Source organism: Tateyamaria sp. LSS28 (assembly GCF_059611725.1).
This window is the reverse complement of record NZ_JCAPFI010000014.1, coordinates 1-16658: the sequence shown is the minus strand read 5'-3', so window position 1 is coordinate 16658 and position 16658 is coordinate 1. Positions and strand designations below refer to the sequence as shown.

Below are 16658 nucleotides of genomic sequence, written 5' to 3'. Positions count from 1 at the left end.
CCCCGTCAAAACTCAACCAACCGTTTGGCCCCCACAACCACCTCCCACCGTGGAAACCCCGGCGCGCACACAGCTGTTCTAAACCGCCGACAATCTTTCGATAGCAACTCCCGGAACTGCCGTTCCCGCGCTGCACTCATAAACACCCACAGCACAATCAGATTGCTGTTCAGCCCATAGTGCTGCTGGTGAAGCTTGCGCTCCAACACCTCAGCATATTGCGATACAGACCGCTGGAGGGATTTGCGCGCTGCCGGGGAGCGCACCGGTTCCGTACCCCGGTCCACCTCCAGCGCAAATGCGCGGTACCCATCGGGATACTTGATGGCAAAGAATTGGTCTGGAATGAGCGTACCACGCTTGAGCGGCACGGCCATTGATGCGCCTTTAATCCCCAAGATGCGCGCGGCTGGGATGTAGTCCAGGCCCGCTCTCGTTGCGCCGATCTCCATCGCACTCGACACCGCCGACACCCAGACCCCGTGCCACCAGTGACCAGTTGGCCGCGTGTGCCGTTCAAGAGGCTGGCGATACGACAGATACTCAAACCCCTGTGCTGTCAGATCGTAGATGTTAGGGTTGCAGTGTGCTTTGGCGATCTGATCCTGCTGCTTGGGGTAGCGCAGATATCCTGCTTCCCGCAGCGCCTGCATGCGCCGCAAAGACGTGTCTCTGCAGCGATGCGTGTCCCGGGTCAGCTCATAGAGGAATGCACTCGATTGCGGTCCATGCCGGTCAATATGCGCCAGCCAACGCAGTTCACGGGCGGTTGGACGCAGGTCAGCAGAGACGGTGGCTTTGGAGCGGGTCATGACCCACAGAATGCGCCAAGCTACAACTCCGGCGAAGGTTTTGTTGGATCATTGTCGTCGTTTTCCGGAGGCAGGATTTCGGGCTCATCCGCATCCGGTTCGCTATGTTCCGCCTTGGTCTGCAGCGGTTCGGCGTAGTGGTCGCGGCTGTGTTGCACAATGGCGGCACGCTCCTCTTTTGTGCTGCGCGGTCGCTTCTCCAATTCAAAGAAGGGGAAGGCAATGGGCACCGCCCGATCTGTCACACCCCGCAGATACGCGGCAAAGGATCCTTTGGGTTGCTGCTGGATCAACTCTGCCTGGGCATGCATTTGGCTGGAGAGGGCGCGGGCATCCCGCGCCGACACACCACCCGCCAGTTTGATCGACGTATTGGCTTCAACAGCTTCCTGCAGACCGCTGGCCAGTTGCCCGAGATACTGGTGTGCCATCACCATCCCCACCTTGTACTTGCGGGCCTGGGACAGGATGGTGCTGATATTGGCGTCAAAATAGTCCTGGGCCTCATCAATATAGACAATGGCGGGGAGACGGTCTTGAGGCGGCAGCACGGCCCGTTCCTGCGCGGCCTGCGCAATCAGGGCAATGAAGAACCGTCCAAAGATCTCGGTGCCCTGATCCTTCAGCAGCGACTTGCTGGTATTGATGAGGATCAGCTTGCCCGCATTAAGCTCGGTGAACATGTCAAACTTGGACTGCGGATTGGCAAACATCCGTTCGAAGGTCTGGTTCTCGAGCACGCCATAAAGACGGCGTAGCACCTGCACCTTGGTGGCGGCAAACTCCTTGCTGTCAAACTCGGTTTCAAAGAACCGGCGCGGCGTGCCTTCGAGCTGTGCGATGTATCCCTGGTACTTTTCTGCGCCGCCCGGTTCCAACAGGTCCTGCAGGGTGTGGATGGTGGCGTCGGGAATGTGGAACATGAGCCGCGTCACATAGCGGAAGACAACACTCTGCTTGGCGGTCATGCCCGCGGACAACAATGAGCCCAGGACGAAGTCATAGAGCTCGATGATGGAGTTGGTCAGGCGTTCCCGTTCGAGATCAGAATAGCCCTCAAGCCGATCTGCACCCACCGAGAAGAGATTGAGACAGACGGGATAGGCAATGTCCTCCGGGTTGATGAGCACAATGTCTTCTGGTTCGAGCGCCTTGGCTTTGAGAATGGTGCGGATGAGGTCGCCCTGGCTGTCGATGACCACCACGGATTTGTCGCCCGCAGCCACGTCTACAAGATCATGCGCAATCAGATATTGCAGGGTTTGGGTTTTGCCGTGCCCGCTGCCCGCCACGATATGGGTGTGCTCAAATCGGAGCGCTTCGGGGATGGAAAAGGGGGTGCGCAGATCAAAGAGCTGGGCGAGCAGGGTACCGGAGAGATAGGTCGCGACGGCATCGTCGCCTTTGTAGTCGGCTGGGTAGATTGGGTTGGTGCGGTGGGTTTGGCGCAGGTTATGATCCAGCTGTTCCCGCAGGGCCTTGAAGTGGTTGTATCCGGTGTCTTGGAAGAAGGGGGAGATAATCGCTTCAATGGTGGGGCCAGGTGGCGTGAGGAATTGCGACACCGGTACGAGAACATCCCCCTCCACGGGCGGAGCAGCTTTGGCAATGGGGGAGAGAGCTTCGGAGATTGTTCCGAGGGCCGCCAACAGCATCTGGCGATCATTCCGGGCCTGCCCCAGCCGGGCCAGCAGATCGCGGTACCGGCCACCTTCAACTGTGTTGCACAGTGCGGGCACGGGCGGGATCTCTGGGTTGAGGCCTTCTGCGTCAAACAGCGCGCGCCCCATCTCCAGCAGTTGCATGGAAAGCGCCTCTGGCATGGTGGGTGGCCACGCGGCGGACAGGCAGGCGTCCAGTTCATCATCGGTCAGAACAACCTGTCCCGCCTGCGCATGCCGATAGAGCTGCAGCGTCTCTTCGTATGCCAGACGCTCCAGCCGGGCGGGGCTTTCATACCACAAGCGGACCGCGACATAGACGGCGATGCCAATAAGAAAGAGGGGCGTGATGATGGCAGCTGCAATCAGCAAGCCAAGCACAATCACAGCCGTCCCGACCAGGCCAAACGCCAGCTCTGTTGCGTCACGGCCCATCAGAGCTCAACCACAAAATCGTCACCCAATTCCGCATTGTCACTGATCCAGAGTTTCAGCTGGGCCAGGGTCTCCAGCAGGGCATCCTGATATCGTTTGGCGGCAGACGGATCAGCCAGCAGAAACCGGTCAGTTTTGCCATTGAGGATATCCTGGACTTTAAGTTCAAACGGCTCGTCGTGATCATCGACTTTCGCGGTGGCAGGTCGGCGCGTCATCAGTTTGGTTTTGGTGAGATTGCGCTGCCGAATGATTTGGGTTTCTTCATGAGAGAAGAGCACCGTTACGGCCACTTCAACGAACGTCTTCTTGAAGAGCAAGCCAACCTGTTTGGTGGTGTGGTTTATCTTGATACGCATCGAGATTGGTTCGGAGACACTGCTGTGTCCGGATGTGGTGGGGTGGGCGGTATCTGGGCGCTTGAGGGAGCGCTGTTTGTGCGCGCAAACTTCACCTGCGAAAAGCAGGTGAAGTCAGGTTTGAGAAAGCGCGCATCCAAGACGCTATGCGCACCTATGTTTAGCCCTGATCCACATACCTCACCCCCATACGGGTTGGGGGTCTGTATGGGGGTCATCAGGACGTCTCTTTGGCTTGGAGATCACGCTTGTATGCGAGCGCCGCGTCTTTGGTTTTGAACGGTTTGCCGCCCACGAGGAATTGGCCGTCGTGGTAGACGATGGCTGTATCGCCACTTGGTTCGGCAACATCGGTTGAAACTGCTGATGATACTGAAATGGGTTCAACATCGGCCGCGTCGCCATTGTCCAAACCCGCCAAGGGCACAACCATCTTGTGTTCCAACTGCGGAGTGGTTTGGGCGGCTTCCACTACCGGGTTGTCCCGTTCGATCTTTGCGGCAACTGGTACGTCCCCGGCAACATCTGTCTCCGACCGATTGAAAGAGCGATCTGCGTAGGACGGTTGCTCGGAACCGTCCGGTGACGCGTTAGGATTGGCAACCAGGACGGCGGCCTCTGCGGCTGCTTTGGCCAGTTTAGACGCATAGTACGGGTGCGATTGACCTTTACTGAGTGCCAAAGCCTCCTGCGCCAATTCCAGTTGTTGTCGCGAGACACTCAAGGACAGCTGCGCATATTCTGCGCAATCCACTGAGGCTCGTCCCATCTGAGCGTTGACCAAGGCCGATGAGCCATACATGGCGATAAAGCTGCCCGGCAATGCGCAGAGAACCAGTGCCAATATTCCTGGAATTGTGGGATGGAGCATTGAGGCTCCGGCCAGCCCGCCTATTACTGCACTGATAACGCCAATGGCGGTCACAATATTGGCGAAGGTCTCCATTCTATCAAACATGCCGCGCGCGGCTTCATAAGAACGCATCTAAAATACTCCAAACTCGTACATCAACAATGGCGGGAAATCTGCGGGCTGACGCTGTTTGGAGTCAACTTATTTTTGCCGGGGTATGAGAACTCCACATTGGATCTGCCAAACGCAGTTGCTCCGGCCCGAGGGCTATGGCGTATATCGTGGCGGGTTGCCATGGAGGCGCGGTCAATCCAGTGCTGCAGGATGTGCAAAGGTGTGCCCGAAATTGTCGCCTGAGCACCGACCGCTTGCTCGAGACCCTTTGGATTAGTTTTGAGGCCATTAATCCCGGCTTGGTTCAACGGCTAATTCATCCAACCACTGGCGGTAATGAAGGAAGAGGCGCCTCTTTATTTCTTCGGATCAATTGATTAGATGCAAGGGGCATTGCGCTAAACGTTTCCGCCAATGTTAGGGGCATTGACAGAAGCGTACTTCAGGGCATCGGTGCTTCTTGCGATTTTTTTAAAAGTTTGTATATTAATCTTAACCATATCTATGCGCAAGAAAACGGCTCGCCAATTTTCCAAAATAGAAGCTATTGAAAAAATGAAGGTGAATTGGGAGTGTCTTGCGGAAAAATTATCTCGTAAAATTTTTTTGAATCACAGTAAAAAACATATGAGCTAAGAAAAGAAGGAAGGTGGCAGCCGCGGCAATTGCAATTCCATGTGGCTCCCAAAGGTCCATTGCAGCACCGTTGACCAAGGGACCGATAAGGGAACATACAGCATAGAGTGTGCCAAAAGCTGAGTTGGCCACTACTAGTTTGGCCCCCGAGTATCTATCTCCCACAATAGCCAGCGCAGTCGCGTAGAGGCCAACAACGAAACCTCCCCATACTAGGAGTAAGGTGAGAAACATGATGGAGTTTGAGGTGGAAAACGGCAACGCTGCTGCCCCAAAGAAGCTAAAAATACCGCATAGTGCGAGAATGGGATAGCGACCAAGTCTATCTGACGCAAATCCAATCGGGATTGCGAACACTAACCCGCCAAAGGCGAAAAACCCGAGCGACAACGCGGCGAAAGTCGAATCGAGGCCAACCTTAAGAGCATAGATAGGTAACAGATAGGCTGGTATGTCCTCAAAAAAACCGTACGCAGCGACTGCAGCAAAAGGCACCGGGAGGGTTCGAGCGAATAAAGCGAAGTTCCCTTTTGATGGCTTCGCACGCGGTGAGTGGCCTTCCGGAGGAATTGAAAAAAGAAGAAGGGAAATACCCAGGTAAATAAAAAGAGCCGAGTATGCAAGATCAAAAAAATTATGCTGCTCCAGTACTGGCTGTAAAATACTACCTGTTGCAATGCCCAGGGCGAAGAATATCGCATATGCCCCGATGGTTCGTCCACGCTTCGTGTTCTCGGTTGTTGCATTCAGCCAATACTCAAATACCCTAAAAAATAGTCCCATCGAGCCACCGAAAACAAACCTGAAAACTGTTAACAAAGTGTAGTCGGACGCTTTCGAAAGGCCAAACAATCCCGCAAGTGCAAGTCCAATAAAGAGGGCCATCAGGACTTTTGACGGTATGGCACGCTGTATTGTAGGAAGCGCTGGCGTGATCAAAATCCAGCAGAGAGCGGGCATGGCTGCATTCAATCCGATCAAAGTGGAAGATGCGCCTGTCGCTTCCAATTGTAGTGCAAGGGATGGAAAAGATACCCCGTATCCGGATGTGATTAGGAAAATAGGTAGGATGTGGAATATGTTATGTTGGTTGGTCAAGTGCTCGCCTCAGTTCATACACAGAGCTTACACCGTCACACGGGATTGTGGTTGCAGCGCAAGTTTTTGATACTATGGTACACAAATGTACTTAGTATCAATTGCTTAAGGAGCAACAGTGGGAAAAAACGTACAACAGTTGCGTGTCTTGGATTTCATATCAACCTGCGCGTCGGCGGTCCATCTTGAAGTATGCTGGATTGCGTTGAAAAGCCATTTGCTCGATTTTGGCTTTGATCGGATTCTCTTCGCAAGTAAAGCTGGAGCGAATAAATCTAATCTCCACAACTTGTTTGGGACGTACATCTTATCGAGCTACGGTAGCGAGATAGAAAACTTGTTCATAAAGAACCGTGGGTTTGTGGATGATTTCACCGTAAACTGGCTCCTCGAGAACAATGGCGCAATCAGTTGGCAAGTCAACCGTGATCGATACCTAGAGGGAAGGATGTCTGGGGCCGAAGAACGGCTCCATCTTGCGACTAGGCAGCTTGGGCTCGTAAACGGATACAGTTATACGAGTTGTTCACAGGGTGCTGACTATGCCGCCGGCTTTGGTTTGTGCGCCGTCGAGTGCATTGAACAAGAGTGTGTAGACGCTGTTTGGGCCGCTGAAGGGCGTACGATTGAAGCGTTGCTAGATGTTTTCCTGTTAACCTTCCGCCGAATTCCAATAGCCTTTAAGCATGAGACTTTGGCCCCGGATGCGTTGGAGATATTGCGTTACGTGTACTTTGGAAAAACGAACGCCGAAATCGCGCAGCTTATGGGTTGCCACCGGCGCACAGTGGAGCAAAAGCTGCTCGAGGCGCGTCGTGTTATGGATGCTGCGAACTCAGCCCAACTTGTTGCGAAACTGGTAGCGCAAGCTCAGTTGTTATGATGTGGAATTCCACACTGGACCAACCTCGCACCCTTCTGCGAAGTTTGATATGGAGATTAAAGATGGTGATCAAGAGAGCTTCCAAATATATTGCTTTGCTGTGCTTGCTTGTGCTTGCTTATGCATTCTTTCCTAAACTAACCTATCAAAATTTTGACCGATCGCTTCAAGAAGAATTTGATAGAGAGAGCTTAGTAGAAAAACTGCAAAATAGTGGCTTTGATATTTATGAGCGGAAGGGTGGAGTTTGGTCATCTAAGGTATTCGTAGACTCGGCCGGATCGGAAGGTGAATCTTACAAGAATCTCTATCAAGACAATAATATCGATATTCCTCCAGCTATATACTTCACGCGCAAAAATGAAATTGAGCAGCTTTGTTCTGTTGATGGGTGTGATCTTGTGTATGGGCGCAAAATACAGAAATTGCCTATTGGGTTACTCGCGCACACATACACCTACATTTGGTCTATTGAGAAAATTGGCTCTGAAACCAGAGCTGATCTGATAAAGGAAGTGCTGCTCTTCAGGGGTAATCTATAGGGAGAAGTCGAAAGTGACTGAAAATTGTTGGTCCATAGCAATCGGAGAAAACAGAATTTCTGGAACGAGTTTTACGCATACTACCGGTGCGTTAGTCGATCCCGATGGAAATGTTAGAGTAACGATTGAAGCACAGCCTGGCGCTGGTGGTACAATTACAATAGGACCGAGAGACGGTCAGATTGATGAGCTGCATACGATCGTGGACGGTCTTACGGTACAGGATGCCGTGTCAATCTACAATGAAGGTGCGGTTGCAGCGACCAATTCACTCGACGGTTCTAGATACGAGCTTCCTGGCAGTGTTCGCCCTGGAAATATTGCTCAGGCGGCTTCGGGCATACCGGTTACAGATCGGTCTGAACTTGGAATGGATCTCTCCGGAGCAAATGATGGCGTTGCCCAAAACAGCAATGCGTTCGGCCGAGTATTCCATGACCAAGCGATCAGTAGTGCAAGTGCAGCAGGAGTCGGTTCAACAAATGCCGTGGGTCAAGATGACTTTAACCATCCTGCTCCAGGTTGGGAGTATTCCGACGAATATGGTTACATTGATGCAGACGGCTTTATTTCTGCGCCATCTCCACAGTCATCCGATCCAAGCGGAGACTCCCCAATAGGTCCAGGTGGAAACCCAGACGGTTCTGGTTCACCGATCAGCGACCCAGGCGAGCCACGTACTGGAGAAGACTCTTCCGGATACGACAATGGCGGTGGAGGCACGCCTAGTGAACCAAGCTCACCAAGTACCCCAGGAGGTGGCTTCGACGGGCGCGGCGGAACAACTACCGGAGGCGAATTTGAGGGATTTGGTTCGGGTGGCTATCCCACAACAGGTGGTCCCCCTACCTATGATCCAGATATTGGCGGACCACAGCCTGTCATACTTGATCTGGATGGCGATGGGGTTGAGATCAGTTACGGACAGGAGACCTACTTCGATTTCGACGGTGACGGGTTTCTGGAACAAGGTTCTTGGGCCTCCTCAGATGATGGGTTCCTGGTGCTTGACCTCAACACTGATGGCAGCCGCGGTGAAGGCGATGGTGTCATTGATCAAGCACGCGAGTTAGTATGGTCGCTGTGGGGTGAAGAAGGCGATACTGATTTGCAAGCCTTGCGCCGTGCATTCGACGAAAATGATGACGGCCTTCTCAATGCCCTGGACGATAATATCTGGTCCCAACTGCGTATCTGGCAAGACCTGGATCAGGACGGAGTAACCGATGCGGGCGAGTTGCGCACGTTGGATGACTGGGGAATCACCCAGATCAATCTCGGTTACGACGACGGCTCCGAATACACTGATACATCCGATGACATAACGATATTTGGCAACACGCTGCATGGGTCGGCATCATTCCTTCACGATGGCTCAGGAATCGCTGTTTCTGACGACACCGTCGCAGTCGATGGAGTATACACTCTTGAGGGTGGAGTTGGTGATGTATCGCTATCGTACAACGCACTTGGCTACCGCGTAACCGCGACGGCCTTGGGATACGCGATTGAATTCGAAAGCGGCGAGAGTTTTGAATACGCCGTTTTGAACGGTGAAGGCGAACAGCATGTCGATCTTGATGATCTCGTGTTGGACGGTGCAACAGGCGATTTACGCGACAACAACCTTGATGCTTCGGGTCATACGCGGTCCGTTCAAATCTCTGGCGGTGACGGCAATGACACGGTGCGCGGCAGCGAAAACGACGACCTGATTTCTGGCGATGCAGGCGCAGACATCGTTGAGGGACGCGACGGCAATGATGTTCTTTTTGTCGACGCCGATGATTTTGCTGGTGGCAGTGTCTCGGGTGGTGATGGCATCGACACGATGATTGTCACGGGCACTGACGCGGTGAATGTCACTCTGTTGGATCACGGCTTGGAAGGCGCCGTCGGGGCCGCTGGCGATGACACCCTATCGGGCGAAGGTCTGTCAGATAATCTGTCGATCTCCGGGGGTGGCGGTGACGACCAAATCACCGGTGGCCATGGCGGCGATATCCTCCGGGGAGGCACCGGAAGTGACGCGATTGTCGGCGGGCTAGGGACGGATTTTCTCTTTGGTGACATTGGCGCAGATACACTCAGCGGCGGAACCGGCGATGATCAGCTTTTTGGTGGCGACGGCCATGACAGCCTAAGCGGTGAAGGCAACGACGACAGGCTGTTCGGCGGAGACGGAAACGACACACTTATCGGTGGCTACGGCGATGATGTCCTTGATGGCGATACCGGCGCGGATCTACTGCTGACCGGCTTTGGCGATGACACTGCGCGCGGGGGCAACGGGAACGATACTTTATACTTCTGGCGCGGTGACAATAATCTCAGCGGTGGTGCTGGCGACGATGTCTTCCGCATGGACGCTCAGGGCCTTTACGGGAATGAAGCGGCGGTTGGCTGGTCAATTGTTCAAGGTGGAGCCGGGTTTGACACGCTTTACTTAGACTTCAGTACTGTTGATCACATCCGTTATCTCGGACACAACCAATGGCAGCTACACCATGACCTGGACGACCGTGGTTCAGGCTTTGTTGTAGACATGCAGGATATTGAGCGGATTGAGTTCGCCGATGGTCGCCGACTAAGCCTCAGTACGGATATAACACTGGACACGAGCGACGATTACATCCGCGCGGGTGTGAATCGGTTTGGTGGAGGCGACGGTTCTCAATACGAGGGGAGTAACAACCATTACTATTTCACAAACAGCCCGGGCAATTATTGGGACGGATCCGCGTTGTATGGTTGGGCCGGCAACGACAGGCTTTGGGGCAACAACAACTCGGGGCATACCCATGGCGGTTCCGGCCACGACACTGTCGTTGGCGGTGGCGGCAATGACGCCCTGAATGGAGCAGGCGGCTCAGATCAGCTTTTCGGCGGCACTGGTGCTGACACACTAAGAGGGGGCTCCAGCGCCGATGTTCTCTCTGGAGGCGCGGGCACTGATGAAATTTACGGCGAAAGTGGTGCCGACCAGATTTGGGGTGGCAGCGGTAACGACAGCTTGTTTGGCCAAAGTGGGAGCGACCTGCTCGTCGGAGACGACGGGAATGACGCGCTGAACGGCCACGAAGGGGATGACAGCCTGTACGGGGGTGATGGCAACGACACGCTGTTGGGCGGCCGCGGACGTGATGTTCTTTCTGGCAGCGACGGCCATGACAGCTTGAACGGGCAGCAAGGAGCGGATGAGCTCTATGGCGGCAATGGCAACGATACGCTCATCGGCCATGATGGATTTGACGCCCTCTACGGCGGAGACGGTAATGACTCCCTCTCCGGTGGGCAGGATGATGACTGGCTTTACGGTGGCGATGGTGCCGATACACTTCATGGCGGAAACAGTCGCGACTTTTTGCAAGGCGGCGCCGGTGCGGATGTCATTAATGGCGGTGCAGGTGTTCTTGACACCGCCAGCTATGTTGGCTCCAGGGAGGGGGTTTCCATTGATCTGGCCGCAGGCACCGCTTCCGGCGGGGACGCCGAAGGCGACACAATCTCACTCATAGAAAACCTCGTTGGCTCAAGTTACCATGATCAACTGACCGGTGATGCCCAGGACAACGTGCTGGATGGCGGCAATGGCCATGACACGCTGTCGGGCGGGGACGGTCATGATTCACTTGTTGGTGGACTTGGGGCCGACGTCATCAATGCTGGCGCAGGCCACGACCGGATCACCGGAGATTTGGTCGGATTGCCACGCGGGCTTTTACAATACGAGTTTTTTGATCGGTCAGGAACTGCCATTTCCAATCTGTCCGAGCTGGAAGGGTTAGTAGCGGATGGGATGGGACTGGTGTCTCGTATCGATGTCACGGCTTTAGCCGACATCGAAGGCAGCAACGGCGAAGAGTTCGGTGTCGTGTTTCGGGGTGTAATCGAAATAGAGACTGCAGGAAGCTACTCGTTCCTGCTGAACTCTGATGATGGATCCGACTTTTGGGTTGGAGATCAACAAGTCATTGATCACAACGGGACACATGCGGCTTCCGAAGCAACGGGGTTGATTGTTCTAGAAGCTGGAACACACGAGTTCACGATCCGCTACTTTGAACGATTTAATGACGAAGTGCTTGAACTCTCAGTGAGCGGGCCCGACACAGACGACGAGTTTGTGGATCTGTTGACCAGCGGATTGGTTGGACCCGTGACTGACAACGTGACGGTTGCTGAATACTTCTCCGACGTGATCGACGGTGGGGATGGCGATGACTTGATCGAAGCCGGTTTTGGCACTGACCATGTGCAGGGTGGATCTGGCGCAGACACAGTGTTTGGTGGCGAAGGTGCTGACGACCTGCACGGCCAGGAGGGTGAAGATGCTCTCTATGGCGGCGCTGGAGATGATCGCCTCTATGGTAGCACCGGTCATGATGTCTTGTCTGGCGGGGCCGGGGCCGATGAACTGTCGGGCGGCGCTGGTTCAGACACGGCAGACTATGGTGAAGCAACGGAAGGTGTAACGGTCAGCCTGGCGGTTCCAGGCAATAACACCGGCGATGCGGCGGGCGACAGCTTTGTCAGCATCGAGAATCTGACAGGTTCCAGCTACGACGATGTATTGATTGGCGATTATGCAGCAAACGTCCTGTCGGGCGGGCGTGGTGCAGACGCACTGCATGGCGGTCAAGGTATCGACACGGCGGGCTACAGCAATGCCGTTTCCGGTGTTCGGGTCGATTTGCAATTCGACAGCCTGAACACTGGGGACGCCATGGGCGATACATTCTTCGACATCGAGAATGTCAGCGGTTCCGACTTCGCAGATAACTTGCGAGGCGACGCGCAAGCCAATGAAGTGTCCGGAGGGTTAGGAAACGACATCCTCTTTGGCCGGGAGGGCGATGACACTCTTTTGGGTGGCGATGGCAATGACATCCTTCTGGGTGGGCATGGCGCTGACGTTTTGAATGGCGGCGACGGTCTCGACCGGGCGCAGTACAACGGCAGCGAAGCTGTCCTGGCTGACCTGCAGTTTTCTCATGCCAACACAGGAACCGCTGCGGGCGATGTCTACATCAGCATCGAAAACCTGACTGGCAGCAATGGCAACGACACGTTGCGGGGAGACTCCGGTGACAACAGGATCTCCGGTGGGATCGGTGATGATCTCCTCTATGGTCGGACAGGCGATGACGCTCTGTCTGGGGGAACGGGTGCTGATACGTTCTATTTCCGGATCAACTATGATCACGACGAAGTCCTCGATTTTGAAGATGACGTCGACACCATTCGCCTTGAAGCCTTTGGGTTAATCGACGCAGCAGACGCGATGTCCCACGCGTCTCAAGTCGGTGACGACGTTGTGTTCGACTTTGGCAATGGCGATGCTCTGACCGTCCGGGATGCAACGCTTGCAGCACTCAGCGATGATATTCTCGTGGGGTAGGCTCCATGCAGCGTGACACGCTGGACTGTCTCGGCGGCAAAGCTCAGGCAATGCGGTCACGGGAGTGTCTGAGGCAACGATCGCATCGTTTATCGCCTTTGAATTGCTATGAAACCAACAAGGAAAACCGCCCCTTGGGGCGGTTTTTTGTAAGGAACATGTGCCGTCTCGCGAGGCTCAACGTGCTTATCGCGCTTCTGGTTCACTAGTTACTTCACTGGCCAGAACCAGCGCTTCAAAGAGGATCATGCCGCGTGGCTCATAATCGAAGATCCGCCGCTTGCGGGCTGGCAGATACCCCGTGAGTTCGGGATGTGTTCCTGCTAGCGCTTCAGCTTCTTCATGCTTGGACGGGTATGTCCTTGGACGCGCCACGGACACATCCAGCACTTCGTTATGGCTGGCCAGGGTGGCGAGATCGGTGATCATCGTCTTGGCGCGTCTGCCTTTGCGGCAACTGCCTGCCGAGACATCTTCGGTCACAAACACATCGGGTTGCAGGTCATTGATGAGCTTTTGCGCAAAACCAACCAGATCATTGTTGGACCGGACAGACTTCACTGTCATGCCCCAGTCCTGCAGCTGACCATCGTTCAAGAAGACATAGCCTGCGCGTCCCGTCGCCACAGCGACGGATAGAACACTAAGCGCCGCCATGCTCAATCTGGCTCGCCACGCGCCGTCTCAGCTGCTTCAGGGCGTGTGCACGATTAAAGGTATGTGCCGTAGGCTTCTCGAGCTCTGGCAGGGTCTCCAGCCGCTCTTGCAGCCGGTGCTGACGTGCTGTCAGCAGCTCTCCAAAGAAACTCTCGAACGAGCGGCTGTATATCAGCGACAGATCGATAATCTGCTCAAGGTCCGGGCGTTTGACGCCGGTCTCAAGCTCGGAAACCAAGGATTGGTTTACGGATATGAGATGGGCCACATCTCCCTGGGTATAGCCCGCCTTCCTGCGCGCAAGGCGCAGGTCGAGGGCGAATTGGGTACTCATAGACTTTGGGTTATTGGATAATCGTCTAGAGCGTCAGTCTATGGTGAGAGACAAGGATACCCTAGCAGGCAGGGTATCGCGGAGGACAATACGGTGAGTGGTTACAGAGGAAGGGACGAACATTTTGATGCCATGCGCGCGTATGGGGACCAGCATGCAGGAAGCATGCTGGCGACCAACGCCCGCACAGCGCCAACACGTCATCCACGTTATACAAGCGGTTCAGCAGCGCGACTGGAAACGACTGATGCATAGAGCCAAGAGCGGTGGCGACTGACCACCTCTCTGGCTGTCTAAGCCTTGACGAAATTTGAGCAAAAAACTTTCAAGCCAGAACCACCCGAGTACAAAAACGCTGCGTGGGCTAGAAGCAGCACGTTGTTCGATGTTGTTGTGCCCTAGGTCTTGGCATGGAGCTTTGCCAAAGCTCATCACCACAGCGCGTGTTGCATGCTGCTGGTCTGTACGGGCGCAGGGTACAAAACCCGCCTCAACAGACAGGTTGCATCAGCTCAATACTTAGAAAAACAGGGCGAGAATACCAATCACAGCCGCGATGATAGTGCCGGTCTGGACCAGCATAGCCTTGTATACATCGGTCTTTAGGTCAGCCAAGTCTGCTTTTGTCGCTGGTTCACCTTTGATCTCAGCAGTCTGGACCAGGGCCACTATTTCTTCCGCCAGTTCTTTGGAAGCCCCCTTGGCGATCAGGTTTTTGACCGCTGCATGTGTGTCATTGATTGTTAGGGATGTCATAAGTATCTAAATTATAACATAAATCGCGCGCTGCGCGAGCGATACATACCTCTCCCCATGGTGAGCAGCGAAACCGTTGAGTTCCCGGCATCGGTTTTGAGAGCAGCAACGGTATTGCTTTCTGCGTCTGAAAGACTTTGCTCAAAATTACGCAGCGGTTTTTGGGGCTGCTCGGCGAATACCAACTAGAGTCTAGTCGACCAATACAGCACTGGTAGTGAATGCCGCATTGCGCAGTAAGCGGACACTGCAAAGTTGCAGAGCTATGCCGCTTCTTGAGCTAGATGCGGCCCGGAACCAACGTTGACACCGTCTGACGAATGTAGCGAGCCGGTCTCACTATTAGACTTGTCACAGAGCTTGCGCTTTGCTTCTCTTACACTTCTTCGGTTTTCGCGAATTAGTGTCCTCAGAGTATGTCCAACGCTAAGCCAACTAAAACAACCAACCCACTCCATTTCGAAGACCTTGATCCTCGAAGATTCGAAGACCTTGTTCGAGAACTGATCTACGATTTCCGCGATTGGCAGACCATTGAGGCGACCGGTAAAGGCGGTGACGACGACGGTTTTGATATAAGAGCGTACGAGCGTGAGAGCCGAACAACTGTTGACGATGATGGAAATGAGGTCATCCGGCCTGTTGAGGGCAGTCTATGGATGATCCAGTGCAAGCGCGAAAAATCCCTGCCTCCGAACAAGATCAAAAAAATCCTCGAAGATATCGATCCCGACAACCCACCGCATGGTTACATTCTCGCAGCGGCGACCGATTTTTCTAAGAAGGCGTATGACGCGTTCCGCGACGGGTTGATCGTACGTGGTGTGCAGGAGTTCCAGCTTTGGGGTAAGGCCACACTGGAAACCGAGCTATATCAACCTAAAAACGACCGCATTTTGTTCACCTTCTTCGGTATCTCGAACGTGCGTCGCCGAAGATCCCGCGCCACGGAAATTCGTTCTGAGGTCATCAACAAAAACAAGATCATGCGGGTGCTTGGTGATAACCCCGCCAATAAGTGGATTTTGGCGCGAGATTCCAAGGATCGAGAGTATCCCTATGAGAAAAAATACAAAGACTTCGAAGACATGCCGCGCTGGAAAGAATTCGAAGTCACCGAACTGCATCCGCGTGGCGTAATCGTTCGCCTCAAGCACTGCTATGCGTTTTTGGACGAAGCTGCCGGGACTTTTGATATTGCCGAACCGGAGATTATTCACAGAAATCCATACAACAGAGTGAATGACTTTGAGCTAGAACGCTCGGAGCGAGAGCGCGTTGAGTTGGTGCGAGATTATTGGGAGCGCCTGCCGCTCAAGAACCAAAGCATGTTCTATCTGCATGGCATTATCCGCTACGAAGACATATTGGTGATCGACGACAAAGGCGACACTTGGAACGCGCTGCCACATGTCTTTGTGGACTTCGTCGATGGATCGCCGGTTCGTCGAACAGTGGCTTACCTCGAACAGAACGGTGCGGAATATGCCATCGAAAGTCTCAAGCACACAGGTGTTTTCCCAGACAATTTTCCGCCGCCAGCTTTTGGGACGATCTACGACGATGACGCCATAGCATTGCCTAACATGGTAGCGCAGGCACACGTGAACCATCGGAGCGGGCTAAAGAGACTATTCGATCCGGATGGCAGGTTTGACTATCTAAAGCTAACCGATGTTGCTGTGGTCAGATTTGGCCAGGAGCGTGACCGATTCATTCAAATCACCCATAGGTACGAGCAGGCAAAAATGGACCTCGAACGAGATCATCCCGATTGGATGTGGGAGGTACAGCAGCAGATCGAACGGGAGCCAAGCGACGATGACGTTTATACGATTATCGAGGTTCGAGACTGTTACCGGCGTCAGTGGGAACACAAATAGCAAGGTGATTGACGATATCTCTGCTTGCTCGTGCGCTGGTAGAATTCCTTGTGCTTTGTTTTATTTAGTTCCGGTGAACCACGTCGGTTTTGGGCTGCGCGCTGTCCTTGTGGCGTTACGCGGCTTAGGGTCAGGACCCATTGATTTTCGCCTAGTGGCGTGATTCACGGTTCGAAAACGAGCGGTGAATATGTCTGACCTTTTCTGGCTCACGGATGCGCAGATGACGCGTCT

General features: G+C 54.0%; 12 protein-coding genes. 4 read left to right on the top strand and 8 right to left on the bottom strand.

The genetic code is table 11. From position 1 onward, the window contains the following. Positions 1-5 precede the first annotated feature (5 nt). The 5 genes from AC53L6_RS23940 to AC53L6_RS23920 form a co-directional block, all read right to left on the bottom strand. Positions 6-812: a replication-relaxation family protein gene (locus tag AC53L6_RS23940; RefSeq protein ID WP_496909649.1), complete on the bottom strand. Its 807-nt coding sequence runs from the start codon at positions 810-812 to the stop codon at positions 6-8. 20 nt (positions 813-832) lie between these two features. Further along, positions 833-2908 (bottom strand): type IV secretory system conjugative DNA transfer family protein, encoded by a 2076-nt coding sequence (locus AC53L6_RS23935; RefSeq protein ID WP_496909648.1) that lies wholly within the window; start codon positions 2906-2908, stop codon positions 833-835. Further along, on the bottom strand, positions 2908-3267 hold the full coding sequence (locus AC53L6_RS23930; protein WP_496909647.1) for a hypothetical protein: 360 nt from the start codon (positions 3265-3267) through the stop codon (positions 2908-2910). Before AC53L6_RS23930 ends, AC53L6_RS23935 begins: the two co-directional genes overlap by 1 nt. Positions 3268-3484: 217 nt before the next feature. Further along, positions 3485-4252: a hypothetical protein gene (locus tag AC53L6_RS23925; protein ID WP_496909646.1), complete on the bottom strand. Its 768-nt coding sequence runs from the start codon at positions 4250-4252 to the stop codon at positions 3485-3487. Positions 4253-4822: 570 nt separating this feature from the next. Beyond that, positions 4823-5968: an MFS transporter gene (locus AC53L6_RS23920; RefSeq protein WP_496909645.1), complete on the bottom strand. Its 1146-nt coding sequence runs from the start codon at positions 5966-5968 to the stop codon at positions 4823-4825. Between the two features lie 118 nt (positions 5969-6086). Between AC53L6_RS23920 and AC53L6_RS23915 the strand changes: the two genes are divergently transcribed. The 3 genes from AC53L6_RS23915 to AC53L6_RS23905 all read left to right on the top strand — a co-directional run bounded on the left by AC53L6_RS23915 (position 6087) and on the right by AC53L6_RS23905 (position 12794). After that, positions 6087-6851: a helix-turn-helix transcriptional regulator gene (locus AC53L6_RS23915; RefSeq protein WP_496909644.1), complete on the top strand. Its 765-nt coding sequence runs from the start codon at positions 6087-6089 to the stop codon at positions 6849-6851. A gap of 62 nt (positions 6852-6913) precedes the next feature. After that, positions 6914-7393, top strand: a complete 480-nt coding sequence (locus tag AC53L6_RS23910) for a hypothetical protein (protein ID WP_496909643.1) — start codon at positions 6914-6916, stop codon at positions 7391-7393. A 487-nt stretch (positions 7394-7880) separates the two neighbouring features. Then, positions 7881-12794, top strand: coding sequence for an SPM autocatalytic domain-containing protein (locus AC53L6_RS23905; RefSeq protein WP_496909642.1), 4914 nt, complete (start codon positions 7881-7883; stop codon positions 12792-12794). A gap of 186 nt (positions 12795-12980) precedes the next feature. Here the strand turns inward: AC53L6_RS23905 and AC53L6_RS23900 are convergent, their stop codons facing one another. From AC53L6_RS23900 to AC53L6_RS23890, 3 genes are all read right to left on the bottom strand, one after another. Next, positions 12981-13451 (bottom strand): hypothetical protein, encoded by a 471-nt coding sequence (locus AC53L6_RS23900; protein WP_496909641.1) that lies wholly within the window; start codon positions 13449-13451, stop codon positions 12981-12983. After that, positions 13438-13785 (bottom strand): helix-turn-helix transcriptional regulator, encoded by a 348-nt coding sequence (locus AC53L6_RS23895; protein ID WP_496909640.1) that lies wholly within the window; start codon positions 13783-13785, stop codon positions 13438-13440. The genes AC53L6_RS23900 and AC53L6_RS23895 overlap by 14 nt, the downstream gene beginning before the upstream one ends. Before the next feature lie 519 nt (positions 13786-14304). After that, entirely contained in the window at positions 14305-14541 is a 237-nt protein-coding gene (locus AC53L6_RS23890) for a hypothetical protein (protein ID WP_496909639.1), read from the bottom strand. A gap of 416 nt (positions 14542-14957) precedes the next feature. On the opposite strand from AC53L6_RS23890, the gene AC53L6_RS23885 reads away from it, so the two are divergent. Then, on the top strand, positions 14958-16424 hold the full coding sequence (locus AC53L6_RS23885) for a restriction endonuclease (RefSeq protein WP_496909638.1): 1467 nt from the start codon (positions 14958-14960) through the stop codon (positions 16422-16424). Positions 16425-16658: the final 234 nt, after the last annotated feature.